Consider the following 23,510-nt stretch of genomic DNA (forward strand, 5'->3'; position numbering starts at 1 on the left):
TGATGCGGCATGAGCCGACTCGTTGTTGTATCGAACCGCATTGCGGACCCCCGTAAACCTGCCGCTGGCGGCCTGGCCGTCGCCCTGGGCGACGCGCTGAACCAGACCGGCGGCCTGTGGTTCGGCTGGAGCGGCACCGTCACCGAAGACGGCACCCCCGGCGAATGCGAGCTGCAGACACGCCACGCAGGTGCCGTGACCCTGGCCACCGTGGACCTGTGCCGCGAAGACCACGACAGCTACTACCACGGCTACAGCAACAGCGTGCTGTGGCCCGTCTTCCACTACCGGCTGGACCTGGCGGACTTCAACACCCGCTACATCGCGGGCTACCGCCGGGTCAACCAGATGTTCGCGCGCAAGCTGCTGCCGCTACTGCGCGACGACGACATCATCTGGATACACGACTACCACCTGATCCCCCTGGCCGCCGAGCTGCGCGCCATGGGCTGCAAGCAGCGCATCGGCTTCTTCCTGCACATCCCCATGCCGCCGCCGCTCATCATGGCGGCCATTCCGCAGCACGAGTGGCTGATGCGGTCGCTGTTCGCCTACGACCTGGTGGGCCTGCAGAGCGAGGCCGATGTCTCGCATTTCACCCGCTACGTGCGCAACGAGGCCAGCGCCGAAGAAGTGGGCGTGCAGCAGCTGCGCGCGTTCGGCGCCACGGTGCAGGTCAAGGCGTTCCCCATCGGCATCGACGTGGACGAGTTCATCCGCCTGGGCCAGGCCCCAGATGCCGTGGAAACCTACGAGAACATGCGCGACGAATACTCGCGCCGGCGGCTGCTGCTGGGCATCGACCGGCTGGACTACTCCAAGGGCATCCCGCACCGCGTGCGCGCGTTCCGCGAGCTGCTGGACCGCTACCCCGAGAACCGCGACAGCGCCACGATGATCATGATCGCCTCGCCGTCGCGCGACGACGTGCACGCCTATGCCGACCTGCGCCAGGAGCTCGAAGGCCTGTGCGGCTCCGTCAATGGCGACTACGGCGAGCTCGACTGGATGCCCGTGCGCTACATCCACCGCATGGTGGCGCGCAAGCGCGTGCCGGGGCTGTGCCGCGCCGCGGCGGTGGGCCTGGTCACGCCGCTGCGCGACGGCATGAACCTGGTGGCCAAGGAATACGTGGTGGCCCAGAACCCCGAGGACCCCGGCGTGCTGGTGCTCTCGCGTTTTGCGGGCGCGGCCGAGCAACTGAAGGAAGCGCTGCTGGTGAACCCCTACGACACGCAGGGCACGGCGGACAGCATCCAGCAGGCGCTGCAGATGCCGCTGGCCGAGCGGCAGGCCCGCCACCAGAAGCTCATGGCGCGCATCCGCGAGCACGATGTGCACTGGTGGCGCAAGTCGTTCCTCGCAGCATTGGAAGCAGCGGGCGACTGACTCGGATTTGCACTGAACGCATTGAACACCGTTCGGGCTGCGCCTGTCCAAGCCCTGCGCGGCGCTTCGACAGGCTCAGCGTGAACGGTTTGTATAGTGGACGGATGTGGGCATGACAGCATGACCACATGACCGCATGACGACTACCACGCGGCGCGCTACAGCAGTTTGGTGAGCAGGCTCACCACAAAGCTCAGCAGCAGGGTGGACGCGAGCGGCACATCCCAGTCGCGCCCCAGCCACCGAAAGCGCAGGTCGCCGGGCAGCCGGCCAAAGCCCATGCGCCGCAGCAGGGGCGAGAGCCAGCTGAGCAGCATCAGGGCCAGGAAGATGACGAGGAGCCAGCGGATCATGGTGCGCCGAGTGTAGGCGCTGGAGGCTCCACCGCGCACGCCGACGGGCAGGCACGCAGTCAGGCAGTCAGGCACGGGCCTTGCACCACGTTGGCATGACCGCAACCGACCGAGGGCACGCATGGATTGGAGCTACCACCACACCGCCGGCGGCCAGCGCTGGCAGTTCGACGGCCTGCGCGACGTGCTGGGCAAGGCGTCGCCCCTGCGCTCGGGCGATGTGCTGGCGGGCATTGCGGCAGCCGCCGCGGTGGAGCGCATGGCCGCGCGCATGTGCCTGGCCGACGTGCCGCTGGCGCGGTTCCTGACCGAGGCCCTGGTGCCCTACGAGTCCGACGAGGTCACGCGGCTCATCATCGACACCCACGATGCCGCCGCGTTCGCGCCCATTGCCCACCTCACCGTGGGCGACTTTCGCAACTGGCTGCTCGACCACGCCACCGACAGCGCCGCGCTGGCCGCCGCGGCCCCCGGCATCACGCCCGAGATGGCCGCTGCCGTGAGCAAGCTCATGCGCAACCAGGACCTGATCGCGGTGGCCCGCAAATGCCGCGTGGTCACGCGCTTTCGCAACACCATCGGCCTGCCGGGCCGGCTGTCGGTGCGGCTGCAGCCCAACCACCCCACCGACGACCTGCGCGGCATCGCCGCATCAATGATCGACGGGCTGCTGTACGGCGCGGGCGACGCGGTGATCGGCATCAACCCGGCGACCGACAGCATCGCGGCCCTCACCGGCCTGGTGCACCGGCTGGACGATGTGATCGCCACGCTGCAGATCCCCACGCAGTCGTGTGTGCTGACCCACGTGACCAACACCGTGCAGATGATCGAGCGCGGCGCGCCGGTGGACCTGGTGTTTCAGTCCATCGCGGGCACCGAGAAGGCCAACGCGGGCTTCGGCATCAGCCTGGCCCTGCTGCGCGAGGCGCACGACGCGGCGCGGTCCCTGCAGCGCGGCGCGGACTTTGGCGATGGCCGGGGCGACAACGTGATGTACTTTGAGACCGGCCAGGGCAGCGCCCTGTCGGCCGACGCGCACCACGGCGTGGACCAGCCAGACCTGCGAGGCGCGGGCCTACGGCGTGGCGCGCGCGTTCTCGCCGCTGCTCACCAACACGGTGGTCGGCTTCATCGGGCCGGAGTACTTGTACGACGGCAAGCAGATCGTCCGCGCGGGGCTGGAAGACCATTTCTGCGGCAAGCTGCTGGGCGTGCCGCTGGGCTGCGATGTCTGCTACACCAACCATGCCGAGGCGGATTCGGACGACATGGACACGCTGATGACGCTGCTGGGCACCGCGGGCCTGACCTTCATCATGGGCGTGCCGGGGGCGGACGACATCATGCTCAACTACCAGAGCACCTCGTTCCACGACGCGCTGTACCTGCGCGAGGTGCTGGGCCTGCGGCGCGCGCCTGAGTTCGAGGCCTGGCTTGCGCGCATGCACCTGGCCGACGGCGCGGGCCGGCTGCTGCCCGCCACACAGCAGCAGGCGGCCATCGCGCAGTTGCGGCAGATCGGGATGCGGGCATGACAGACCCCACCGGCACCCCACCCCCCTTCGGCCCGCCGCCCGACCCCTGGGCCGACCTGCGCGCCCACACCGCCGCCCGCCTGGCCCTGGGCCGCGCGGGCACGGCCATCCCCACCCGCGAACTGCTCGACTTCGGCCTGGCCCATGCCCAGGCGCGCGATGCGGTGCATTTGCCGCTCGATGCCGATGCGCTGGCGCAGCGGCTGGCCGCGCTGGGCTGCACCACGCTGCAGGTGGCCAGCGCCGCGCCCGACCGGGCCACGTACCTGCTGCGCCCTGATCTGGGCCGGCGCCTGTGCGACGGGGATGCACAGCGTCTGCGGGCATTGGGCCAGGGCGGCCAGGCGGACTGCGACCTGCTGCTGGTGGCGGCCGACGGCCTGTCGGCCCTGGCGGTCGAACGCCATGCCGAGCCGCTGGTGCAGTGCATCGTCAGCACGGCGCCCCAGGGCTGGCGCATCGGCCCCGTGGTGATCGCCACGCAGGCGCGCGTGGCGCTGGGCGACGAGGTGGGCGCACTGCTGGGGGCCCGCCTGGTGGCGGTGCTGATCGGCGAGCGCCCGGGGCTGAGTTCGCCGGACAGTCTGGGCATTTATCTGTCCTGGCACCCCCGGGTCGGGTGCAGCGATGCGGAGCGCAACTGCATTTCCAACGTGCGTCCGCAGGGGTTGCCGCCTGCCGCCGCCGCTGCGCGCCTGTGGTGGCTGTGTGCAGAGGCGCGGAGGCTGGGGCTGACGGGCGTGACGTTGAAGGACCGCAGTGATGGCGTGACGCTGCCGGCGGGCGGGCCGCAGAGGCCTCAAGACGAGCCCCCTCTCCCCCACCCTTTCCCGCGAGGGGAGAGGGAGTAAAACCGGCGCTCGGTGGCTCACAGCGCGCGTCCCATTCAGACATTCGCGAAGGCGGCCTGCGCGCTGGCCACATCGCCGACAACTGTCTTCCCAATCGCCCCCAAAGGCGCGGCGCCCCTCTCCAGCCAGCGCAACCAGCGCCCCGGAAACCCCCTCTCCCCTTGCGGGAGAGGGTTGGGGAGAGGGGGCAATGAGCAGCAGGGCCTCGACCCAGCGCCCCCCACTCCACTCCACCCCCTCACAACCGGTGCGACCGATCCCCCCGCACAAACCCCATCGGCTCCCACGCCGGCCCCGCCCCCAGGGCCAGCACCTTGAAGAGCTCGCCCATCTCATGCTCCATGATCAATTTGGCCGCTGTCGCCCGCTCCGCCTGCGGTAGCCGCTCCATTTTTGATAGCAATCCACAGTTAATGAGGAAATGCGCCTGCGTCGTGTAGCCCAGCACCTCCAGCCCCGTCTCCTGCGCGGCCAGGGCCATGGCGGTGAAGTTGACGTGGGCGGTGATGTCCTTGCGCCCCACCGCCACCAGCGGGTCGCCGTCGGCCAGGTGGCCCTGGTGGCACATCACCGTGCCCATGTGGCGCTGGGGGTGGTAGTACTCGCTCTCGCCAAAGCCGTAGTCCAGCAGAAAGGCCGCGCCGCGTGTGAGCCGGTCGGCCAGCATGCGGATGAAGCCTTCGCCCTGGGCGTGGATCTCGGTCAGGTAGTCCTGCGGGCCTTCGATGTCGATGGGCGGGCGCAGCGCGGTGGGGCGGTCGGCCCAGGCGAAGCTGCCGTCGTCCTGCGCCACCACGCCGCGCTCGTGCCACACGCCTTGCGCCTGGCCGCCGTGGCGCGCCAGCAGCTGCACGGGCATGGCGTCCAGCACCTCGTTGCCCACGACCACGCCCTCGATGCGCTCGGGCAGCGCGTCCACCCAGCGCAGCTTGTGGGCATGTGCTGCCAGCCGCACCTGCTGGCGCGCGCGCAGGCTGCCCGACAAATCGACGATGGTGTAGCGCTGCACCTGGTCGCCCAGTGCGTCCAGCAGCTGCAGGGCCAGCGCGCCGGAGCCGGCGCCGAACTCCCACACCTCGGAGGTGCCCGTGGCGGCCAGCGCCTGCGCCACCTGCCGCGCCAGCGTCTGGCCGAACAGGGGCGTGAGCTCGGGCGCGGTCACGAAGTCGCTGCCGGACTCGGGCATGGCGCCGAACTTGGCACTGTCGTTGGCGTAGTAGCCCAGGCCCGGCGTATACAGCGCCAGCGCCATGAAGCGGTCAAAGCCGATCCAGCCGCCCTCGGCGGCAATGGTCTGGCGGATGTGGGCCGCCAGGGCGGTCGTTAAACTGTCGGGTTGTTGGGTCACGGCCCGCATTGTCCCCCACCCCGCCACCATGCCCCACCCCACCCGTTTCCGCACCGTGCTTGTGACCGGCGCCGCCAAGCGCCTGGGGCGCGCCATTGCGCTGGCGCTGGCCGAGGGTGGCTGGCAGGTGGCGGTGCACTACCGCACGTCCGAGCAGGATGCTATCGAAACAGTAGCTGCTTGCGCACGCCTGGCAGGCGGTAGCGCCCATTTTGATGCCGATTTCGACGACGAGGCCGCCGTGCGCGGCCTGCTGCCGCGTGTGGTGGCGCACTTTGGCAGCGTGGACGCGGTGGTCAACAGCGCGTCGCTGTTCGAGCACGACAACGCCCAGACCTTCGGCTTTGCGTCGCTGGAAAAGCACCTGCGCAGCAACACCGCCGCGCCCGTGCTGCTGGCCCAGGCGCTGCACCAGCACCTGGCCGACCGCGCCGCCGCCGGCGAGGCCGATGCCCAGGGCGCCGTGGTCAACCTGCTGGACCAGAAGCTCTGGAACCAGAACCCCGACTTCGTAAGCTACACCTTGTCCAAGGCGGCGCTCGAAGCCGCCGGCACCATGCTGGCCCTGGCCCTGGCGCCGCGCGTGCGCGTGGTGGGCGTGGCGCCCGGCCTCACGCTCACCAGCCACATGCTGGAAGAGCAAAAATTCCAGCAGCTGCACGCGCTGAGCCCGCTGGGCCGCTCATCCACGGCCGAGGACGTCGCCGCCACCGTGAAGTTTGCGCTGGAGAACCGCTCCATCACCGGCACCACGCTGCTGGTGGACGGCGGCCAGCATTTGATGAAGTTCGAGCGCGATTTTTCAATGATGTGACCGGGCGCCGGCCCACGCAGAAAGAAGCTATCTCCCATGGACCACACCGCCGTCGGCACCCAGATCCTCACCCTGACCGGCCTGCGCTTTGACGCCAACCTGGGCATCCTCTCGCACGAGAAGACCGACCCCCAGCCCATCCAGGTCGATGCCGAACTGAGCCTGGGCGTGCAGCCCCTCACCCCGCGCGACGACGACATCCTGCACGTGCTGGACTACCGCAAGGTGCGCCAGATCATCATCGACGAATGCCGCGCCGAGCACGTGAACCTGCTCGAGAGCCTGATCGGCAAGCTGGCCAACCGGCTGATGCAACTGCCCGGCGTGCTGGGCGTGCGCGTGAAGATCGCCAAGCTGGAGATCTTCGACGACTGCGAGGTGGCGATCCGCATCGAGACCGGGCAGTGGTGACCACCCCGAGCAACCGGCAGAAGTAGCCGGCACGAAGCGAAGCCGCGCGCGCCCAAAGGAAAGGGCCGCAGTCATCGACCACGGCCCTCCAGGGGGTTGCGCTACAGCGGCTTTTGCGCCTCGGCCAGCGCGCTGCGGGCTTCGTCCAGCTTGGCTTGGCGCGCGGCGATCTTTTTGGCATCGCCCTTCTTCTGCGCCTCGGCCAGGCTTTTCTCACGCTCGGCCACCTTCTTCGTGGCCTTGCGGATCTCCGCGTCGCGCTCCTTGGCCAGCCAGGCGTCGGTGCAGTGCGCCTTATTGGACCGGCGCGCCTGCCGCAGCCCCGCGACCTCGCGGGTGCGGCCTTGCGCGGTGGCCTCGGCCAGCTGCGCTTCGATGCGCGCCTGCTTGGCGGCGCAGGCAGGCGATGCATCCACCGCCAGCGCGGGCACGGCATACAGGGCCAGGAGACAGACACCCACAACAAGGTTCTTCACGGCAACGCTCCGATCGGTGGTACAGCGCTCCATCGTAGCGGCCTTGCCGGGGCCCGCGACTTCTCAATGAAGCCGGGAGCCCTTGGGCAGCCGTTTGGCCAGCCACTCGTGCACATCGGCCCGCACGTTGCGGCCGTCCAGCAAGAACGACTCGTACCGGCTGGGCACGTACGGCAGGAACAACAGGCGCATGCCCGCCTCTTCGGGCAGGCGGGCGGCCTTGTAGCCGTTGCACGCGGCGCAGGCGGCCACCAGGTTGGTCCACGACGTGGCGCCGCCGCGCGACTGCGGCACGATGTGCTCGCACTGCAGCACGTCCTCGCTGAACACACCGCCGCAGTAGGCGCAGGTGTGGCGGTCGCGGCGCAGCAGCCGGCGCTTGGTGAGGCCGGGCACCACGTCAAAGAGGTTGATCCGGGCCACACCGCGCAGCGCGATGATGGGCGCGACCTCCAGCACCGACTGCCGGCCCGTCGCCGCGTTGTGCCCGCCACGCAATGTGGCCAGGGGCGCCAGGCCGGCATCCCACGCCACGGCGCCGCTGGCGTAGTGCACGGCGGCTTGCTCCAGCGGCATCCAGGACTGGGGCGTGCCGTGCAGGTCCAGCTGCAGCACGCGGGGCGCGGGGGTGCGGGGTTTTCGGGACGAGGGTTCGGTGGGGGTGATGGTGGTGCGGGGCATGGGGCTCTCCTTTCTGGGGATGAAGGGCGCAGCCGCCCAGCCCAGCGCACGCCCCGGTTAATACATGGTCATCGACGACTGCGACAACGAAGACAAAGCGACAAACAAAAGCACAAACAAAAGCGTCAGGGGCCGCCCACCGTCAATCGGTGGGGGCCGGTGTGGATGCATGCCCAAGGCGCGCAGGGACCGCGGACGCGCGCAGGGGCGTGCCGTTACCACTCGCCGACCTCGCGCACGCGCTGGTCGAGGTCGAGCTGGTCAAGGCGGCGCGCTGCGGCTGCGCGGCCTGGGGCCGTGCGTTGCAGGCGCGCGCGCACGGATGCCAGGCGGGCCAGCCAGCCTGCAAGGCCGACACGGCGCCGCTGGGCGCCCAAGGGGAAGGAATGCTGGATGGCCATGGGGGATCTCCTGGAGGTGAATGGATGGTTGGAAACGGGGTGGGTGGGTTGATGAAAAGGAAGGGCAGACCGGGGAGGGATCGAACCTCCGAATGGCGGAATCAAAATCCGCTGCCTTACCACTTGGCGACCTGTCAGCAAAAAGGAAAAAGAAGGGGCGCCACAGACAGGAGTCGAACCTGCAATCCCCGGTTGAACCAACCAGGCGCCCCATCCGACAGGGCTGCTGCGGCATGCCTGCCAAGCCCACGCAATGCGGGTGATGGACAGGGAAAGAAATTGGCGCGCGCGGAAGGAGTCGAACCTTCAACCGCTAAGAACCTGCTGACGCCTTATTCGAGGCCCGAATAAGGCGTCAGCAGGTTCCCGGAGACCAGTGCTCTGCCAGTTGAGCTACACGCGCATGGAGCCTGAATGGGCGTTTCTCGCCCAATGCATATCCATTTCGGCTGTGCCTTCACGCGACCGCAGCCCGCCGGGGGCTGCGCATGCACGTCGCTGCACTGGGCGATCAACCCCAGCACATCCCGCCGGGCCGCGCATGCGGCCGATCCAGCGGTGTGAGCAAAGGCACACCCGAAATGGAGAAGGGGTGCAATGCGGTGAACGCGCAAACCCTTCTGCTTTCGACGCAGGTCGGCCATCACTCCCTCGGAGCGCGGCGCCTGCGGCAAACTTTTAATGAACGGAATCCCCGGCAGGTCGATACCTGCGGGGGCAGCGCTGGCGCTGCAAACAAAAAAAAAGGGTGGAGAAAAACGACCGGCAAAAAGAAAAAGGCCCGGAACCACTTGGTTGCCGGGCCTCTTGTCGATCAAGAGATCGGGAGGGAGAACGCTTTGGGACTACTGCCCTGCGTTGCAACCTCCGCCCGGTGACGGAGCGGTATCCTCAAAACCATTACCCAGCCACTGCGGCTGGCTGGTGCGGGAGCTGCCGTCCATGCAGCTGTCCATCTGGCTGTCCATGTGGCTATGGCCCTGCAAATACGCCGCGGCGCCTTGGTGCGATGGCAGTCGTTTGGACACCATGCCAATGGACGAAGCGTGCGCATCGAACGCCCCACGCACGGCCACGGCGCACTGGGGGGTGCGGCGGTGGATGGCGTTGTGGCGGGCGTTCATGGCGGTCTCTCGGAGGTGGTCGGCGTGTTCGTGTGGAAAGGGGACGGGGACATGGAGTCCTGATGACCGTGGACTGTAAATAGTCTTTACACTCCGGTCAACGCCCCGTACCCGCTTTTTTTGCGTCTGTTGTTTTTTCTTTGTGACCCCGCCGCCCACCACCGTGACCCGCCGCACCAATGTGCTGGCCCTGCACCGCCTTTTTCTCGAACAACAGATCGCCGCCGGCAAGCCCGCCAAGGGGCTGGACCAGGCGTTCGCCGCGTCGCTGGAGATATCGCCCAGCATGTGGAGCCAGATCAAGAGCGCCCGCCCCATCGGAGACACGCTGGCGCGGCAGATCGAGCGGCATGCGCGCGTGGACATCGGCTGGCTGGATGCCCAGCACGCCACCGAGCACCCAGACCCGGCCGAGGAACGCTTTGTGGCGGTGGCGCGCGACGCCTGGCGCAGCGCCAATGCCAAGGGCAAGCGCGACCTGCGTCTGTGGCTGACCGCGCGTGCCAGCGCTGGTGAGCCGCAGAGCAGCAGCAGCCCCTCTGACCACAAGCCGCCCAAGGCGCAAAAATAGCCCCCCTGGGCGCAGAACGCCCCCTGGAGAGCCCGCCCTACCCCACGGCACGGCGGTTTCACCGACAATTGAGGGCTTGTTGACGCCTTTTGGCACCGCCCGTGCGCACCACCCTTGCGCCCCGCGGCATCGCTTTACCCGACCCCAGAGCCCCTTCTTCCCATGAGCGCAGTGATGAACGACACCCCCCAGGCCGGCTGGACCGCCGAGCCCCCCGAAGTGGCAGCCACGGGCGCCGATGCCCTGGCCGCAGCGGGCCCGGCGCGCCTGAAGATCGAGCGCGAGACCCACAAGCTCGAAAAGCGCCTGTGCCGCGAGGTGGGCAAGGCCATCGTCGACTTCAACATGATCGAAGAAGGCGACAAGGTCATGGTGTGCATGTCCGGCGGCAAGGACAGCTACACCCTGCTGGACATCCTGCTCAAGCTCAAGGCCCGCGCGCCCATCCATTTCGACCTGGTGGCGGTCAACCTGGACCAGAAGCAGCCCGGCTTTCCCGAGCACGTGCTGCCCGAATACCTCAAGACCACCGGCGTGCCGTTCCACATCGAGAACGAGGACACCTACAGCATCGTCAAGAAGCTGGTGCCCGAAGGCAAGACCACCTGCAGCCTGTGCAGCCGCCTGCGCCGGGGCATTCTGTACCGCGTGGCCGACGAACTGGGCTGCACCAAGATCGCGCTGGGCCACCACCGCGACGACATCCTGCAGACGCTGCTGCTTAACATGTTCTTCGGCGGCAAGATGAAGAGCATGCCGCCCAAGCTGGTCAGCGACGACGGCAGGCACGTGGTGATCCGCCCGCTGGCCTACGTGGCCGAGAAGGACACCGCGCGCTGGTCCGCGCACCGCGACTTCCCCATCATCCCGTGCAACCTGTGCGGCAGCCAGGAGAACCTGCAGCGCAAGCAGGTGGGCGAGATGCTGCGCGAATGGGACAAGAAATTCCCCGGCCGCGTGGAGAACATGTTCAACGCGCTGCAGAACGTGGTGCCCTCGCACCTGCTCGACGGCGGCCTGTTCGACTTCAAGAACGCCCGGGCCACGGGCGTAGCCAGCGAAGACGGCGACAAGGCTTTCGACAAGGAAGAGTTCTCGGCGCCATCGCTGCCGGGCATGGGCGGCGTGCAAGTGGTAACACTGTCGTGAACCTCCGGGGCCGGGCGCACTCTCACCGGGATCCTGTTACCCCGCCCAAGGAGACTCTCACCATGATGCGCCGCTCCCTCTCCGTCGCCCTGCTGTGCGCCACAGCAGCGGCCGTCCTTGCCGGTTGCAGCACCGGCCCGCGCCTGGTCGAAGGCCAGGTGCAGAGCTTTTCGACCCTGCAGGCCATTCCCACGCCCGCCACCTACCGCATCGAGCGCCTGCCGTCGCAGCAGATGCCCTCGTTCGATCCGGTCATGGCCCTGGCCGAGCAGGCGCTCGGCCGCGCCGGCCTGCGCCGCGACGACGCCGCGCCCAAGCTGCTGGCCCAGGTCGGCGTGCAGGCCGACCTGGTGCCGCGCGCGGACCCGTTCCGCCCCTATGGGCCCTACGGATACGGCCCCTCCCCTTGGGGCTGGGGCTTTGGCAGCTGGCACGGGCGGGGCGTTGGCCTGTACGGCGGCTGGGGCTTCTACGAGCCCACGCCCTTGCACCGCCGCGCCGTGAGCATCGTGCTGCGCGACGCCGCCACGCAGGCCGTGGTGTACGAGACCTCCGCCGTGCACGAGGACGTGTGGGTGAGCGACCCTGCCGTCTACGGCGTGCTGTTCGACGCCGCGCTCAGCGGCTTTCCGCAGCCGCCCCAAGGCCCGCGGCTGGTGCGCCAGTCCCTGGCGCCCATGCCCGCCGCCGTGCCCGGCACCGTGCGCTGACCGCGCGGCACCGCACGCACCGGCGCTGCCCCTTTCAACCCCACACGCCCCACACCACCGCCCGCATGCACGCCACCCGCATCGTTGCCGTCCGCCACGGAGAAACCGCCTGGAACGTGGACACCCGCATCCAGGGCCACCTGGACATCCCGCTCAACGACACCGGCCTGTGGCAGGCCGAGCAGTTGGGCCAGGCGCTGGCCGGCGAGAGCTTTGCCGCCATCTACACCAGCGACCTGCAGCGCGCCCACGCCACGGCGCAGGCGGTGCAGCGCACCACCGGCGCGCCGCTGACCACCGTGCCGGGCCTGCGCGAGCGCAGCTTCGGCCACTTCCAGGGCCGCACCTTCGCCGAGATCGAGGCCGAGCTGCCCGACGACGCGCGCCGCTGGCGCAAGCGCGACCCGCACTACACGCCCGAGGGCGGCGAGTCGCTGGTGACCTTGCGCGAGCGCATCGAGCGCACCGTGATGGCGCTGGCCGCACCGCACGCGGGCGAGCAGATCCTGCTGGTGGCGCACGGCGGCGTGCTCGACGTGCTGTACCGCCTGGCCACGCGCCAGGAGACCCAGGCGCCGCGCACCTGGCAGCTGTCGAACGCCGCCATCAACCGCCTGCTGTGGACCCCGGACGGCCTCACCCTGGTGGGCTGGGCCGACACGCAACACCTGGACGACAACGCGGTGCGCGATGAAACCCATTCCTGAGGCACTGAAGGCGTCCATCGGCCAACGGGTGGACCTGATCGATACGCCCTCGCTGGTGGTCGACCTGGACGCCATGGACCGCAACATCCAGCGCATGGCCGACTTCGCGCGCAAGCACCAGGTGCGCTGGCGCCCGCACGCCAAGATGCACAAGAGCGCCGAGCTGGCCCTGCTGATGCAGCGGGCCGGCGCGCAGGGCGTGTGCGTGCAGAAGGTGGCCGAGGCCGAGGCGCTGGCCGCTGGCGGCGTGAACGACATCTACATCAGCAACCAGGTGGTGGCCATGCCCAAGCTGCAGCGCGTGGCGCGCCTGGCCGCCCTGCTGGCGGCGCGCGGCGGCCGGCTGGCGATTGCGGTGGACCACCTTGAAGGCATCGAGCGGCTGGCCGAGACCATGGCCCAGGTCGGCGCGCCCCTGCCGCGCGAGGGCCACTGGGCGGCCGGCGACAGCACGCTGATCGATGTGTTCGTGGAGATCGACGTGGGCCAGGGCCGCTGCGGCGTGCCGCCCGGCGAGGCCGCCGTGCCCCTGGCGCTGGCCGTGGCACGCAGCCGGGGCCTGCGCTTTGCGGGCCTGCAGGCCTATCACGGCCGTGCCCAGCACCTGCCGGGTGCCACCGACCGGCGCGACGCCATGGCTGCCGTGGTGCGCGCCGCCAGCCACACCCGCGACCTGATCGAAGCCGCCGGCGTGCCCGTGCCGCTCATCACCGGATCGGGCACCGGCACGCTGGTGCACGAGGCGGCCAGCGGCGTGTACGGCGAGCTGCAGGCGGGCTCCTTCCTCTTCATGGACGCCGACTACGCCCGCAACGAGCGCGAGCCGGCGCAGCCCGCCTTCGAGCACGCGCTGTTCATCAAGACCCAGGTGGTGTCGGTGCGCGAGAACGTGCACGCCGTGTGCGACGCGGGCCACAAGAGCCACGCCATCGACTGCGGCCTGCCCACCGTGGCCCTGCTGCCGCCCGACCGCGGCCTGCGCTACGCCAACGGCGGCGACGAGCACGGCATCCTGCACCCCGACAGCCCCAAGTCCCGCCTGCCCGCCCTGGGCCGCATGCTGTGGCTCATCCCCGGCCACTGCGACCCCACGGTCAACCTGCACGACTTCATGATCGGCGTGCGCGGTGGCCTCGCGATGGGCGTGGTGGAGCGGATCATCCGGGTAGATGCCAGGGGCGCGCTGACCTGATCGGGGCAAGAATCGGCGAACTCTTCGTCTCGCCGCCATGAGCCCCAGCCAGATCATCGTCCTTGCCACGCCCGTCTTCTTCGTCCTGATCGCCATCGAGCTGGCCGTCGGCTACAAGCGCCAGCGCAACACCTACCGCCTGGCCGACGCGGTCAGCAGCATCAGCCTGGGGATGCTGAGCCAGACGAGCGCGGTGTTCACGCGGCTCTTGCGCATCGGCATCTACACCGCGCTGTTCGAGCACGTGGCCCTGTGGCGCAGCGATGCGTTCTGGACCAGCCTGCCGGGCTGGCTGCTGGCGCTGGTGTTCTACGACTTTTGCTACTACTGGCTGCACCGCATGGGGCACGAGTCGGCGGTGCTGTGGGCGGCGCATGCGGTGCACCACCAGAGCCAGGACTACAACCTGTCCACCGCGCTGCGCCAGACGAGCTCGGGCGCGCTGCTGGGCTGGGTGTTCTACGTGCCCATGGCGCTGGCGGGCGTGCCGCCGCTGGTGTTTGCGGTGGTGGCGCTGGTCGATCTGCTCTATCAATTTTGGGTGCACACCGAGCAGGTGGGCAAGCTCGGCTGGTTCGACCGCTGGTTCTGCAGCCCCAGCAACCACCGCGCGCACCACGCCGTGAACGACGCTTACCTGGACAAGAACTACGGCGGCATCCTCATCGTGTGGGACCGGATGTTCGGCACCTTCAAGGAAGAAGACGACCGGGACCGCTGCGTGTACGGCACGCGCGGCCTGCTCAACAGCTGGGACCCGCTGTGGGCCAACGCCCAGGTGTACGCGGGCCTGGCGCACGACAGCTGGCATGCGCGCAGCTGGGCCGACAAGCTGCGGGTGTGGATCAAGCCCCCGGGCTGGCGGCCGGCCGATGTGGCGGCGCGCTTTCCGAAGCCCGCGTTCAGCATGGCGCAGATGGTGCCCTACCACCCGCCGATGTCGCGTGCGGTGCAGTGGTTTGCGCTGGTGCAGTTCACGCTGATGCTCGCGGGCGTGGCGGCGTTTTTGTGGCGGGCCGACAGCGCGCCGCTGGCCGAGAACGCGGTCTGGTTTGCCACGCTGCTGGTGGCGCAGTGGGCGCTGGGCGCGGTGATGCAGGGGCGCATCGGCCTGCTGATGGCGCTGGTGCTGCAGAGCGGCGCGCTGGCCACGGCCACCAGTGCGCTGGGGTTCGTGCAGTGGCACTGGGTGTTCAAGCCGCTCACCATGGTGATTGCTATAATTTTAGCAGCTGCCAGCGCTTACCAGTTGCGCGGCAGAGGCCGATTTGACTCCAAAACCTGGGTGCTGCTGGGCGCCGCGCTGGCGGGGTCGCTGGCGGGGGATGTGTTTTTGATGGTCGAGGGCTTCTTCATCCCGGGGCTCGTGAGTTTCCTGATCGCCCACTTGTTCTACGTGGCGCTGTTCAAGACCGGGCAGCGGTGGTTTCCACACCGCGGGGCGCTGGCGGCCACGCTGGGTGTGGGCGTGGCGATGTATGCCTTCTTGTGGACCGGCGGGCTGCCGGCCGCGCTGCGGGGGCCGGTGGCAGCGTACGTGCTGGTGATCGCGCTGATGGCCGCGCAGGCCATCGGGCGGGCCAGCGTGCTGCGCGACAGCGCGGCGGTGCTGGTAGCGGTAGGGGCGGCGTTCTTCATGCTCAGCGATTCGCTGCTGGCCACGCACCGCTTCGTGTCGCCCCTGCCGTGGTCGCAGGTGTGGGTGCTGGGCACCTACTACGCGGCGCAGGCGTGCATCGTGGCGGGGGTGCTGAAGGCGGCAACGGCGCCTGACGGTCTGCCGGTCGCTGCGACTGCTGCTGCTGTGGCTGTGGCTAGTGCGACCACGTGCGGGCCAGCGCGGCAGCCGGAACATACGCCGCACCCGCAATGAACAGCACGCCGGCCAGGGTGAACGAGCCGGCGCTCAGCAACCACAGCAGGGTGTCGGCGTTGTACCAGCCGGGCCGCGCCTGCAGCAGCGCGGCCAGGGCCGGTTCCTGCGCCGCGATCAAGCCCCGCCCCGCGGTGTAGTGGTACACGGCGCCGCCCAGGGCCCAGAACCCGGTCAGCACCAGCGCCAGGCCATAGAACGCGTACCCGGTGCGCCAGCGCTTGGTGCTGCCCGCCGTGCACCACACGCCCAGGCAGCCCGCCAGCACCGCCGCGGCCACCGACCAACCCTGAATCAGGTTGCTGGCCACCGGCAGCAGCCAGTGCCAGGCCCAGGGCAAGGGCGTGAGCAGCCATTCCGATTGCGACCCGAGCCCCGGCCAGCGCTGCGGGGGCAGGTCCATGGAGAAGCGCGGTCGGTCCACCATGGTCAGCACGAAGGTCACCGGCACCAGCACGGCGAAGAGGATGTAGGCACTGGCACGGCCCACCAGCAGGCGGTGCGCCCACGGGGTGGCCGTGCCGTCACGCCGTTGCCCGCTGAGGAGCTGCAATGCGATGCCGGCCGCCAACGCGGCTTCGGCGATCGCGCCGCACACGGCCACGCGGCCGCGCAGATCGGCAAAACCTTCCAGCACGAAGACCGAGAGCTGGCCGTAGACGAGCGCGCCCAGCGCGTGCAGGGCCAAGGTGCCCGCCAGCAAGGCCCACATGCAGGACCTCAAAAAGCGTTGCTCGGGAACGATGTCCGCCCCGCTGGCACTGACCCAGCCCCGCGCGGCGCGCGCCCGGGCTTCGGCCCGAAGCTGGCGGCGGCGGTCATTCTTTTTGTCTGGCTTGCGCGGTGGTGCCATGGCTCTGTGGTGCGGCCTGGACGGCTGCGGCAAGGATGGGCGAAAGCGAGAGGGTGAGCGAGGGAGACGGGGGACGGAGGACAACAACCGGAGCCGCTCAAGCGCCGAACAGCCCGGGCGCCCCCGCGCTGGGCGGCGCCACGCCCAGGTGCCGAAACGCCGCCAGCGTGGCGATGCGCCCGCGCGGCGTGCGCTGCAAGAAGCCCTGCTGGATGAGGTACGGCTCGATCACGTCCTCGATGGTGCCGGCCTCTTCGCCGATGCTGGCGGCGATGTTGTCCAGCCCCACGGGTCCGCCGTCGAAGCGGTGGATCACGGCCTCGAGCAGCTTGCGGTCCATCACGTCGAAGCCCTGCGGGTCCACGTCGAGCATGGCCAGCGCGCGGTCGGCGATCTCCTTGGTGATGCGGCCGTCGCCCTTGACCTCGGCGTAGTCGCGCACGCGGCGCAGCAGCCGGTTGGCGATGCGCGGCGTGCCGCGCGAGCGGCGGGCGATCTCGAAACCCCCGTCTTCGTCCATGGGCGCGCCCAGCAGCCCGGCGCTGCGCTTGACGATGCGCGCCAGCTCTTCGGACGTGTAGAACTCCAGCCGCGCCACAATGCCGAAGCGGTCGCGCAGCGGGTTGGTCAGCATGCCGGCGCGCGTGGTGGCACCCACCAGGGTGAAGGGCTGCAGGTCGAGCTTGATGCTGCGCGCCGCCGGCCCTTCGCCGATCATGATGTCGATCTGGTAGTCCTCGAGCGCGGGGTAGAGGATTTCCTCGACCACGGGCGACAGGCGGTGGATCTCGTCGATGAAGAGAACGTCGTTCTTCTCGAGGTTGGTGAGCAGCGCGGCCAGGTCCTTGGGCTTTTCCAGCACGGGCCCGCTGGTCTGGCGCAGGTTCACGCCCAGCTCGGCCGCGATGATGTGGCTCAGCGTGGTCTTGCCCAGCCCCGGGGGGCCGAACAGCAGCACGTGGTCCAGCGCCTCGCCGCGCTTCCTGGCCGCGCCGATGAAGATCTCCAGCTGCTCACGCGCCTTGGCCTGCCCCACGTACTCCTGCAGGAGCTTGGGGCGCAGGGCGCGTTCGATGGCTTCTTCCTGGGGGGAGGCAGGGGCTGCTGAGACGACGCGTTTGGCGGGAGCGGGGGCGAAGTCGTCGGTTTGGATGGTCATGCGGGGATCGGAGGGGTCATGACCGGTATCACTGGCTGGTCCAGGCGTAGTACATGGGACCTTCGTAGCGGAAGTCTTTGTGCACCTGGATCACGAAGTCGCGCTCTGCCACGCTGATGGTGTAGAAGTGCGCGCCGGTCTTGTCGTTGTAGAAGCGGAATATGGCGGAGGCGTCGTTACCGGCGTTTGTCTGCGCATACCAGCTCACGACTTCGTATCGGAACTCGGGAAGCCTGGCAATCACGAAGTCCCGCTCCGCTACGCTTCCAGAATAGAAATGCGCACCCGTCTTGTCGTTGTAGAAGCGAAACACGGGGTCTTTGCCCGAACTGGCATCAGCGTATGCATAGAACGCGATGTTCTCGTAGCCGAACTCCGGGAATGTCCGGATCACGAAGTCGCGTTCGGCAGCGCTAGCCGTGTAGAAATGAGCGCCCGTCTTGGCGTTGTAGAAGCGATAAACCGCCGTGCGCGTCGCGGCCGAGGCGGCGGGCGCCAACCAGTTCTTCAATGCGGCGTTGTACGCCACGTCGAAACGACCGTAGAACTCGGGAGAGGCTGTGGACAAGCAACTGGCACTCCCGCCGTACAGCGTACCGATGACATGCGTGCCGCCCTTGAAAAGCGCAGATCCGCTGCTGCCGCCTTCGGTGGTTCCCTGGCTCCAGTTCACGCGGTAGAAGTTGCCTGCGGTCCCGCTGCACTGAAACTGCGTGCTGCTGGTGGAAGTGCAGTTGGACAGGCTGTTGAGCGTGCCGAAGCTGATTTTCAGCAGGTCGCCCTGCGGGTGGTGAAGCCCCACCACCGAGGCGCCGATGGCCTGGGTGCTGGCATCCCATCCCGCAAAGAACGCGCCGGCCGGGGGCGCGTCATTGAGCCTGAGCAAGGCCGTGTCGGTGCTGTTGCTGGCATACAGCAGCGTGGCGCCGTTCACCCGCTTGGCGGTTGTGCTCGACAAAGTGCGGGAATTGCACGCGGGCGCCCGGTAGAACCAGTCCGTCTGCAGCGTAGAGGCCACCGTCTGCGACGAGATGCAGTGGTTGGCACTGAGGAAGTAAGGCGTGCCCGACGACTTGTTGTCATTCAGCAATGTGCCAGTGCATGCGAACGTGTCCGCACCGGATGTGAAGAGCATGCGTGCCACCGCATTGCGCTGGCTGGCATAGCTTTCGTAGCAGCTCGCGTCCAGCTGGCAAGAGGCGGATTCGTTGATCTTGATCGAGAGCTCTTCGTCCGTGGGAATGGACAGGTTTTCAAAGATGTGAGAGACGCGCGGCACGGCGATGTCCACCGCGCTCGCAGGCGTTCCAGGCGGCAACTCCACCTCCAACGTCGCCTCATCCGAACCGAGGTCTGGCGTCCACCAGGTCTGGCCGTCCAGGGTGGTGTCACCCGCCTGCGCATTGCGCTGGATGCGCTGCAGAATGTCCTGGCCGGACGTCTGGAAAACCGTCCCGGCCCTGGCCTGGCTGTAGACGCGCAACTGCGCGCTGCCGGGCAACTGCTTGACGACCACACCCAGTCGCAAGCCATGCGCGCCCTGCGCCGTGAAGCTGATGGCCGCCACCTGGCCGCCGTTGGCCGAAGCCTTCCACTGGAGCTGCTTCAACGTCTGCGCGGCATCCCGGGTAGCGCCCACATCGCGCGCAGCACCCACCTTGCGGGGCCCCACGGTAGACGCCAGCGCAGCCGTCTTTTCCTGCGCCAGCTCACCCAGTACGACCTGGGTGGGCTTGGGCGCTTCCACCACGCTGCGCGACTTGATGCTGGAGACACCTTGGTCGGTGCTGGCGGGTTGTACCCAGCCATCGACCTTGGTCACCGGAGCTGGCGCCTGCGCAGCAGCCACCGAACCACCGTCCTGGCCACCTCCGCACCCAGCAAGGAGAGCCAGCGTTATGAAAAGGGCACCGGCCCCACGCATGAAAAAGTTCTTTGTCATCTCTTCACCTGTATCTACTACAGACCGCACCATTCGACGGCAAACCGTCCACCCGCAGGCTGTGAATTGAGAAATCAGCCGGACCGATGCCGACAGCTCCTATTTCGCCAGCGCCTTCAGCGCCAGCTTGATCCCGTCACTCACACCCACCTCCGCGGGCAGCGCCTTGAGCGCTGCCGCAGCTTCCTTGTCGTTATAGCCCAAGGCCAGCAAGGCCTGAAGGATATCTGTCTGCGCGTCGCTGGTCGCCCCGCCCGGTGTTGCGCCGATGTCAGCGCCCAGCTTGCCCTTGAGCTCCAGCAGCAGGCGCTCCGCCGTCTTCTTGCCGATGCCCGGCACCTTGACCAGCCGCCCGGCCTCCTGCAGCGAGATGGCCTGGGCCAGGTCGGTCACGCCCATGCCCGACAGGATGGACAGCGCCGTGCGCGGCCCCACGCCCGAGATCTTGATGAGCTCGCGAAAAGCCTGGCGCTCGGGCGCCGTGGCAAAGCCGTAGAGCAGCTGCGCGTCCTCGCGGACGATGAACTGCGTGAGCAGGCTCACGCGCTCGCCCACGGCGGGCAGGTTGTAGAAGGTGCTCATGGGCACATTCACCTCGTAGCCGACGCCGTGGCAGTCCAGCAGCACCTCCGGGGGGTTCTTCTCCAGCAGGGTGCCGGTCAATTTGCCTATCATTGGTGTCCTTTGATGCCGCCGGCCACACAGCCAGCGCCGTCGTTCTTGCCGCTTTTCCGTTGTTTGACTGGAATTATCCGCGTGATCCTGCGACACACATTCACTCCCCACAACAACATGCGGCTCACGCACTTGTGTGGTCCGGCCGACGCCCATCTGCGCACCATCGAGGAATCGCTCGGGGTGAGCATCGCGCACCGCCACGAGCAGTTCAAGGTCGACGGTCCCAAGGCCAAGGCGACGCAGGCCATGGAGCTGCTGCAGGCGCTGTACGAGATGGCCGACCGGCCCGTCACCGAGGACTACCTGCAGCTGATGCTGGCGGGCGACACCGCCCTGGTGGAGGCGCCCGAGGGCGCCATCGTGCTCAACACCCGGCGCGCCGACCTGCGCGGCCGCACGCCCACGCAGAGCCTGTACCTCGAAAACATCGCCAGCCACGACATCACCTTCGGCATCGGCCCGGCCGGCACGGGCAAGACGTACCTGGCCGTGGCGAGCGCGGTGGACGCGCTGGAGCGCAGCGCGGTGCAGCGCATCGTGCTGACCCGCCCCGCGGTGGAGGCCGGCGAGCGCCTGGGCTTTCTGCCCGGCGACCTGGCCCAGAAGGTGGACCCGTACCTGCGTCCGCTGTACGACGCGCTGTACGAGCTGATGGGCTACGACAAGGTGATGAAGGCGTTCGAGCGCAATGCGCTGGAGATCGCGCCCCTCGCTTTCATGCGCGGGCGCACGCTGAACAATGCCTTCGTGATCCTGGACGAGGCGCAGAACACCACGCCTGAGCAGATGAAAATGTTCCTCACCCGCATCGGCTTCGGCGCCAAGGCCGTGGTCACCGGCGACGTGAGCCAGATCGACCTGCCCAAGGGATCGATGAGCGGCCTGATCGACGCCGAGCGCGTGCTCAAGCGCGTCAAGGGCATCTCGGTCACGCGCTTCACCACCGCCGACGTGGTGCGCCACCCGCTCGTTGCGCGCATCGTCGACGCGTACGACGCCCCACGGCGGGCGCCCGCGGCCCGCGCCCGGGACTGATGCTCACTTTTTGATAGCTGCCAGCGCTTTCCGATCAAGCGGTAGCGGCCAAAAATAACAATAAAACATGCCCCTGAACCAACTGTCCCTCTCGCTCCAGTTCGGCCGCTTCGACGAACTGGCCGCCCACCGCGCCGTGCTGCCGCGCCACAAGGTCGCGCGCTGGATCCGCCACGCCCTGGCCACCGATGCCGAGATCACGGTGCGCATCGTGGGCAGCGAAGAAGGCCAGCAGCTCAACCGCGAGTACCGCAAGAAGGACTACGCCACCAACGTGCTCACCTTCGACTACACCCAGGAGCCGGTCGTGACCGCCGACCTGGTCCTGTGCGCCCCCGTGATCGAGCGCGAGGCGAAGGAGCAGAACAAGACCCTGGAAGAGCACTACGCCCACATGCTGGTGCACGGCACGCTGCACGCCCAGGGCTGGGACCACGAAACCAGCGAGGCCGACGCCGACGAGATGGAGTCGTACGAGACGGACATCCTCGCCGAACTGGGGTTCGAAGACCCGTACGCCAAGTAGCCTGGGACTTCGGGCCCTCCAGCGCCACCAGCGCTCCCGCAGCCACGGCACGGCCTGCGCACCGGCTGCGTTCAACAGGGTCCTTCAGTTGGGCTGCGGGGCGGCTGGGCAGCGCCTGCAAATCTCTCCAACCTTTTTCCCACCCAATCCGCGCGGGTGGCGGGTGTTTTCGCACCTAAGATCGACTCAATCATCCAATGACAACACCCAGGGCCCGGCAACGCGCCCCATGGGGGAGACATGCTCGAGACCGCCCTGCTGCTCACCGCCGCGTTCATCGCCGGCGCCCTCAATGCCGTTGCCGGAGGCGGCAGCTTTCTGACCCTGCCCGCGCTGGTGTTCACCGGCGTGCCGCCCGTGGTGGCCAATGCCACGGGCACGGTGGCGCTGCTGCCGGGGTACATCGCGGGTGCCTGGGGCTTTCGCGAAGACACCGCCCCGCCGCCGGGGCTGTCGATGCGGCTGCTGGTGGCGCTGGCGCTCATCGGCGGCGCGGCCGGGGCGGCGCTGCTGCTGGTCACGCCCGATGCAACCTTCAGGCGCGTGGTGCCCTGGCTGCTGCTGGCCGCCACCGCGCTCTTCGCGTTCGGGCCGTGGCTGCGCAGGCGGCTCGCGGGCGGCCACCCGTCCACGGCCAAGGCCATGTTGGGCGTGCTGGCGGTGGCCGCCTACGGTGGGTACTTCAATGGCGGGCTGGGCATCTTGCTGCTGGCGCTGTTCGGCCTCTTGGGGCAAACCCACCTGAACGCCATGAACGGGCTCAAGAACTGGGTCTCGGCCCTGCTCACCGCCATTGCCGTGGCGATCTACGCCGCGGGCGGGGTGGTGCTGTGGCCCCAGGCGCTGATGATGATGGTGGCGGCCACGGCGGGCGGCTACGGCGGCGCGCGGGTGGCGCGGCGCCTGCCCGCGCCCGTGCTGCGCTGGGGCATCGTGGCCACGGGGCTGGTGATGGCGGGGCTGTTCTTCTGGCGACAGCCGTGAGCCGCGATGCATCGCGATCACCGCGGCCACCCCCGGGGTGCCCGCACAGCGATGCGGCCTATGGCGGCGGCGGTGGCGGGGCCGGCTGACTACTTCGCCCGGCCCTGGGGTCGCTTCTTGCGCGTGCTGCCAGTCGCAGCGGCGGCCGAGGGCGCAGCGGGCCCGGCAGGCCCGGCAGGGGCAACGCGCGCAACGCGAACCACGGGTGCCACAGGTACCGGCGGCACCACCGGCGGCGCCGGATACACCTTGGCAAAGGTCAGGATGATTTCGCGCACGAGCTTGCGCTGAGGTGCAGGCAACTGCAAGAAGGCGTCGAAGGTCTCGCGCTCCAGATAGCCCACGCCGACCTGCCAGCGGTTGCGGTGCTCCTGCACCGCGTGCCGCACGCTGGAGCCGAACCGCAGCACTTCCGGCTCGATCTTGAGCAACTCCGCCAGCACCACCAGCTTGTCCTGCGCCGGGATCGCCTCGCCCTTGAGCCAGCGCGACACCGCCTGGAAGGTCACGGAGCGCCCCCAGTACTTGCCATTGAACAGGCTCAGCAACACCCCTGGCCGCGGCTCCAGGCCCGCAGCCACCATGGCGTCACGCAATCGTTCGGCGAACTCCAACTTGTTGTCCATCCTCCAACCGTAAAGCGGCGGTTGAATTGGCCATCAACTTCTTGTTGCACAATGGATTCAATCATTTGTTGATTGAATCACCCAACAGGCTTGCAGGCATCTGCGGCCGCGTACGCCGT

24 protein-coding genes, 2 tRNA genes and 1 pseudogene are annotated in these 23,510 nt (G+C 68.5%); 14 read left to right on the forward strand and 13 right to left on the reverse strand.

Annotated features, from left to right (window positions below; translation table 11 throughout):
- Window positions 1-9 precede the first annotated feature (9 nt).
- Window positions 10-1,389, forward strand: a complete 1,380-nt coding sequence (gene otsA, locus ACSQ3D_RS04890) for an alpha,alpha-trehalose-phosphate synthase (UDP-forming) (RefSeq protein WP_436126094.1) — start codon at window positions 10-12, stop codon at window positions 1,387-1,389.
- Between the two features lie 158 nt (window positions 1,390-1,547).
- Here the strand turns inward: otsA and ACSQ3D_RS04895 are convergent, their stop codons facing one another.
- On the reverse strand, window positions 1,548-1,742 hold the full coding sequence (locus ACSQ3D_RS04895) for a DUF2905 domain-containing protein (protein ID WP_056164478.1): 195 nt from the start codon (window positions 1,740-1,742) through the stop codon (window positions 1,548-1,550).
- A 121-nt stretch (window positions 1,743-1,863) separates the two neighbouring features.
- Between ACSQ3D_RS04895 and ACSQ3D_RS04900 the strand changes: the two are divergent.
- Window positions 1,864-3,280 (forward strand): annotated as a pseudogene (locus ACSQ3D_RS04900) (ethanolamine ammonia-lyase subunit EutB).
- A complete protein-coding gene (eutC, locus tag ACSQ3D_RS04905; RefSeq protein WP_436126095.1) occupies window positions 3,277-4,131 on the forward strand; it encodes an ethanolamine ammonia-lyase subunit EutC in 855 nt (284 codons plus the stop codon). Before ACSQ3D_RS04900 ends, eutC begins: the two are co-directional and overlap by 4 nt.
- Window positions 4,132-4,369: 238 nt before the next feature.
- Here the strand turns inward: eutC and ACSQ3D_RS04910 are convergent, their stop codons facing one another.
- Window positions 4,370-5,488 carry a class I SAM-dependent methyltransferase gene (locus ACSQ3D_RS04910; RefSeq protein ID WP_436126096.1) on the reverse strand — a complete coding sequence of 373 codons (1,119 nt, stop codon included), beginning with the start codon at window positions 5,486-5,488 and terminating at the stop codon, window positions 4,370-4,372.
- A gap of 19 nt (window positions 5,489-5,507) precedes the next feature.
- Here ACSQ3D_RS04910 and ACSQ3D_RS04915 point away from each other — a divergent pair, with 19 nt between their 5' ends.
- Together ACSQ3D_RS04915 and ACSQ3D_RS04920 are read left to right on the forward strand one after the other, a co-directional pair.
- Window positions 5,508-6,293, forward strand: coding sequence for an SDR family oxidoreductase (locus ACSQ3D_RS04915; protein WP_436126097.1), 786 nt, complete (start codon window positions 5,508-5,510; stop codon window positions 6,291-6,293).
- 36 nt (window positions 6,294-6,329) lie between these two features.
- Entirely contained in the window at window positions 6,330-6,704 is a 375-nt protein-coding gene (locus ACSQ3D_RS04920; protein WP_056414111.1) for a dihydroneopterin aldolase, read from the forward strand.
- A gap of 101 nt (window positions 6,705-6,805) precedes the next feature.
- On the opposite strand, the gene ACSQ3D_RS04925 is transcribed toward ACSQ3D_RS04920, so the two are convergent.
- From ACSQ3D_RS04925 to ACSQ3D_RS04950, 6 genes are all read right to left on the reverse strand, one after another.
- Complete coding sequence (locus ACSQ3D_RS04925) at window positions 6,806-7,180, reverse strand: DUF1090 domain-containing protein (RefSeq protein ID WP_436126098.1); 375 nt, start codon at window positions 7,178-7,180, stop codon at window positions 6,806-6,808.
- A gap of 63 nt (window positions 7,181-7,243) precedes the next feature.
- Window positions 7,244-7,861 (reverse strand): HNH endonuclease, encoded by a 618-nt coding sequence (locus ACSQ3D_RS04930; RefSeq protein ID WP_235503963.1) that lies wholly within the window; start codon window positions 7,859-7,861, stop codon window positions 7,244-7,246.
- A 215-nt stretch (window positions 7,862-8,076) separates the two neighbouring features.
- Window positions 8,077-8,262: a hypothetical protein gene (locus ACSQ3D_RS04935; RefSeq protein WP_056164457.1), complete on the reverse strand. Its 186-nt coding sequence runs from the start codon at window positions 8,260-8,262 to the stop codon at window positions 8,077-8,079.
- Window positions 8,263-8,420: 158 nt separating this feature from the next.
- A tRNA-OTHER gene (locus ACSQ3D_RS04940) sits at window positions 8,421-8,495 on the reverse strand.
- A gap of 47 nt (window positions 8,496-8,542) precedes the next feature.
- Window positions 8,543-8,665, reverse strand: a tRNA-OTHER gene (locus tag ACSQ3D_RS04945).
- 442 nt (window positions 8,666-9,107) lie between these two features.
- Window positions 9,108-9,386: a hypothetical protein gene (locus tag ACSQ3D_RS04950; protein WP_436126099.1), complete on the reverse strand. Its 279-nt coding sequence runs from the start codon at window positions 9,384-9,386 to the stop codon at window positions 9,108-9,110.
- 163 nt (window positions 9,387-9,549) lie between these two features.
- Between ACSQ3D_RS04950 and ACSQ3D_RS04955 the strand changes: the two genes are divergently transcribed.
- The 6 genes from ACSQ3D_RS04955 to ACSQ3D_RS04980 all read left to right on the forward strand — a co-directional run bounded on the left by ACSQ3D_RS04955 (window position 9,550) and on the right by ACSQ3D_RS04980 (window position 15,588).
- Window positions 9,550-9,957, forward strand: coding sequence for a hypothetical protein (locus ACSQ3D_RS04955; protein WP_436126100.1), 408 nt, complete (start codon window positions 9,550-9,552; stop codon window positions 9,955-9,957).
- Between the two features lie 162 nt (window positions 9,958-10,119).
- A complete protein-coding gene (ttcA, locus tag ACSQ3D_RS04960) occupies window positions 10,120-11,106 on the forward strand; it encodes a tRNA 2-thiocytidine(32) synthetase TtcA (RefSeq protein WP_436126101.1) in 987 nt (328 codons plus the stop codon).
- Window positions 11,107-11,168: 62 nt separating this feature from the next.
- A complete protein-coding gene (locus ACSQ3D_RS04965; RefSeq protein ID WP_436126102.1) occupies window positions 11,169-11,816 on the forward strand; it encodes a DUF4136 domain-containing protein in 648 nt (215 codons plus the stop codon).
- A 65-nt stretch (window positions 11,817-11,881) separates the two neighbouring features.
- Window positions 11,882-12,523, forward strand: a complete 642-nt coding sequence (locus tag ACSQ3D_RS04970) for a histidine phosphatase family protein (RefSeq protein ID WP_056164442.1) — start codon at window positions 11,882-11,884, stop codon at window positions 12,521-12,523.
- Window positions 12,507-13,715 carry a DSD1 family PLP-dependent enzyme gene (locus ACSQ3D_RS04975; RefSeq protein ID WP_436126103.1) on the forward strand — a complete coding sequence of 403 codons (1,209 nt, stop codon included), beginning with the start codon at window positions 12,507-12,509 and terminating at the stop codon, window positions 13,713-13,715. The genes ACSQ3D_RS04970 and ACSQ3D_RS04975 overlap by 17 nt, the downstream gene beginning before the upstream one ends.
- 37 nt (window positions 13,716-13,752) lie before the next feature.
- A complete protein-coding gene (locus ACSQ3D_RS04980) occupies window positions 13,753-15,588 on the forward strand; it encodes a lysoplasmalogenase family protein (RefSeq protein WP_436126104.1) in 1,836 nt (611 codons plus the stop codon).
- Here ACSQ3D_RS04980 and ACSQ3D_RS04985 read toward each other — a convergent pair.
- The 4 genes from ACSQ3D_RS04985 to ruvA form a co-directional block, all read right to left on the reverse strand.
- Window positions 15,530-16,300 carry a hypothetical protein gene (locus ACSQ3D_RS04985; protein WP_436126105.1) on the reverse strand — a complete coding sequence of 257 codons (771 nt, stop codon included), beginning with the start codon at window positions 16,298-16,300 and terminating at the stop codon, window positions 15,530-15,532. The two genes, ACSQ3D_RS04980 and ACSQ3D_RS04985, sit on opposite strands and share 59 nt — an antisense overlap.
- 238 nt (window positions 16,301-16,538) lie before the next feature.
- Window positions 16,539-17,600, reverse strand: coding sequence for a Holliday junction branch migration DNA helicase RuvB (gene ruvB, locus ACSQ3D_RS04990; protein WP_056414140.1), 1,062 nt, complete (start codon window positions 17,598-17,600; stop codon window positions 16,539-16,541).
- 28 nt (window positions 17,601-17,628) lie between these two features.
- Window positions 17,629-19,542 (reverse strand): trypsin-like peptidase domain-containing protein, encoded by a 1,914-nt coding sequence (locus ACSQ3D_RS04995; RefSeq protein ID WP_436126106.1) that lies wholly within the window; start codon window positions 19,540-19,542, stop codon window positions 17,629-17,631.
- A gap of 99 nt (window positions 19,543-19,641) precedes the next feature.
- Window positions 19,642-20,217, reverse strand: a complete 576-nt coding sequence (gene ruvA, locus ACSQ3D_RS05000; RefSeq protein WP_056414146.1) for a Holliday junction branch migration protein RuvA — start codon at window positions 20,215-20,217, stop codon at window positions 19,642-19,644.
- A gap of 81 nt (window positions 20,218-20,298) precedes the next feature.
- Between ruvA and ACSQ3D_RS05005 the strand changes: the two genes are divergently transcribed.
- From ACSQ3D_RS05005 to ACSQ3D_RS05015, 3 genes are all read left to right on the forward strand, one after another.
- On the forward strand, window positions 20,299-21,255 hold the full coding sequence (locus ACSQ3D_RS05005) for a PhoH family protein (protein WP_056414149.1): 957 nt from the start codon (window positions 20,299-20,301) through the stop codon (window positions 21,253-21,255).
- Window positions 21,256-21,322: 67 nt separating this feature from the next.
- Entirely contained in the window at window positions 21,323-21,781 is a 459-nt protein-coding gene (ybeY, locus tag ACSQ3D_RS05010; RefSeq protein ID WP_056164422.1) for an rRNA maturation RNase YbeY, read from the forward strand.
- A 240-nt stretch (window positions 21,782-22,021) separates the two neighbouring features.
- Window positions 22,022-22,765 carry a sulfite exporter TauE/SafE family protein gene (locus ACSQ3D_RS05015; RefSeq protein ID WP_436126107.1) on the forward strand — a complete coding sequence of 248 codons (744 nt, stop codon included), beginning with the start codon at window positions 22,022-22,024 and terminating at the stop codon, window positions 22,763-22,765.
- Window positions 22,766-22,854: 89 nt separating this feature from the next.
- Here the strand turns inward: ACSQ3D_RS05015 and ACSQ3D_RS05020 are convergent, their stop codons facing one another.
- A complete protein-coding gene (locus ACSQ3D_RS05020; protein WP_436126108.1) occupies window positions 22,855-23,391 on the reverse strand; it encodes a transcriptional regulator in 537 nt (178 codons plus the stop codon).
- Window positions 23,392-23,510 lie beyond the last annotated feature (119 nt).

The organism is Acidovorax sp. LjRoot117, from assembly GCF_964252695.1.
Taxonomy (GTDB): domain Bacteria; phylum Pseudomonadota; class Gammaproteobacteria; order Burkholderiales; family Burkholderiaceae_C; genus Acidovorax.

What these genes read in the sequence shown, in the direction of transcription:
- otsA (WP_436126094.1), top strand. Translation starts at nt 10, where the DNA reads ATGAGCCGACTCGTTGTTGTATCGAACCGCATTGCGGACCCCCGTAAA.
- ACSQ3D_RS04895 (WP_056164478.1), bottom strand. Translation starts at nt 1,742, where the DNA reads ATGATCCGCTGGCTCCTCGTCATCTTCCTGGCCCTGATGCTGCTCAGC.
- eutC (WP_436126095.1), top strand. Translation starts at nt 3,277, where the DNA reads ATGACAGACCCCACCGGCACCCCACCCCCCTTCGGCCCGCCGCCCGAC.
- ACSQ3D_RS04910 (WP_436126096.1), bottom strand. Translation starts at nt 5,488, where the DNA reads ATGCGGGCCGTGACCCAACAACCCGACAGTTTAACGACCGCCCTGGCG.
- ACSQ3D_RS04915 (WP_436126097.1), top strand. Translation starts at nt 5,508, where the DNA reads ATGCCCCACCCCACCCGTTTCCGCACCGTGCTTGTGACCGGCGCCGCC.
- ACSQ3D_RS04920 (WP_056414111.1), top strand. Translation starts at nt 6,330, where the DNA reads ATGGACCACACCGCCGTCGGCACCCAGATCCTCACCCTGACCGGCCTG.
- ACSQ3D_RS04930 (WP_235503963.1), bottom strand. Translation starts at nt 7,861, where the DNA reads ATGCCCCGCACCACCATCACCCCCACCGAACCCTCGTCCCGAAAACCC.
- ACSQ3D_RS04935 (WP_056164457.1), bottom strand. Translation starts at nt 8,262, where the DNA reads ATGGCCATCCAGCATTCCTTCCCCTTGGGCGCCCAGCGGCGCCGTGTC.
- ACSQ3D_RS04950 (WP_436126099.1), bottom strand. Translation starts at nt 9,386, where the DNA reads ATGAACGCCCGCCACAACGCCATCCACCGCCGCACCCCCCAGTGCGCC.
- ttcA (WP_436126101.1), top strand. Translation starts at nt 10,120, where the DNA reads ATGAGCGCAGTGATGAACGACACCCCCCAGGCCGGCTGGACCGCCGAG.
- ACSQ3D_RS04965 (WP_436126102.1), top strand. Translation starts at nt 11,169, where the DNA reads ATGATGCGCCGCTCCCTCTCCGTCGCCCTGCTGTGCGCCACAGCAGCG.
- ACSQ3D_RS04970 (WP_056164442.1), top strand. Translation starts at nt 11,882, where the DNA reads ATGCACGCCACCCGCATCGTTGCCGTCCGCCACGGAGAAACCGCCTGG.
- ACSQ3D_RS04975 (WP_436126103.1), top strand. Translation starts at nt 12,507, where the DNA reads ATGAAACCCATTCCTGAGGCACTGAAGGCGTCCATCGGCCAACGGGTG.
- ACSQ3D_RS04980 (WP_436126104.1), top strand. Translation starts at nt 13,753, where the DNA reads ATGAGCCCCAGCCAGATCATCGTCCTTGCCACGCCCGTCTTCTTCGTC.
- ACSQ3D_RS04985 (WP_436126105.1), bottom strand. Translation starts at nt 16,300, where the DNA reads ATGTGGGCCTTGCTGGCGGGCACCTTGGCCCTGCACGCGCTGGGCGCG.
- ruvB (WP_056414140.1), bottom strand. Translation starts at nt 17,600, where the DNA reads ATGACCATCCAAACCGACGACTTCGCCCCCGCTCCCGCCAAACGCGTC.
- ACSQ3D_RS04995 (WP_436126106.1), bottom strand. Translation starts at nt 19,542, where the DNA reads ATGACAAAGAACTTTTTCATGCGTGGGGCCGGTGCCCTTTTCATAACG.
- ruvA (WP_056414146.1), bottom strand. Translation starts at nt 20,217, where the DNA reads ATGATAGGCAAATTGACCGGCACCCTGCTGGAGAAGAACCCCCCGGAG.
- ybeY (WP_056164422.1), top strand. Translation starts at nt 21,323, where the DNA reads ATGCCCCTGAACCAACTGTCCCTCTCGCTCCAGTTCGGCCGCTTCGAC.
- ACSQ3D_RS05015 (WP_436126107.1), top strand. Translation starts at nt 22,022, where the DNA reads ATGCTCGAGACCGCCCTGCTGCTCACCGCCGCGTTCATCGCCGGCGCC.
- ACSQ3D_RS05020 (WP_436126108.1), bottom strand. Translation starts at nt 23,391, where the DNA reads ATGGACAACAAGTTGGAGTTCGCCGAACGATTGCGTGACGCCATGGTG.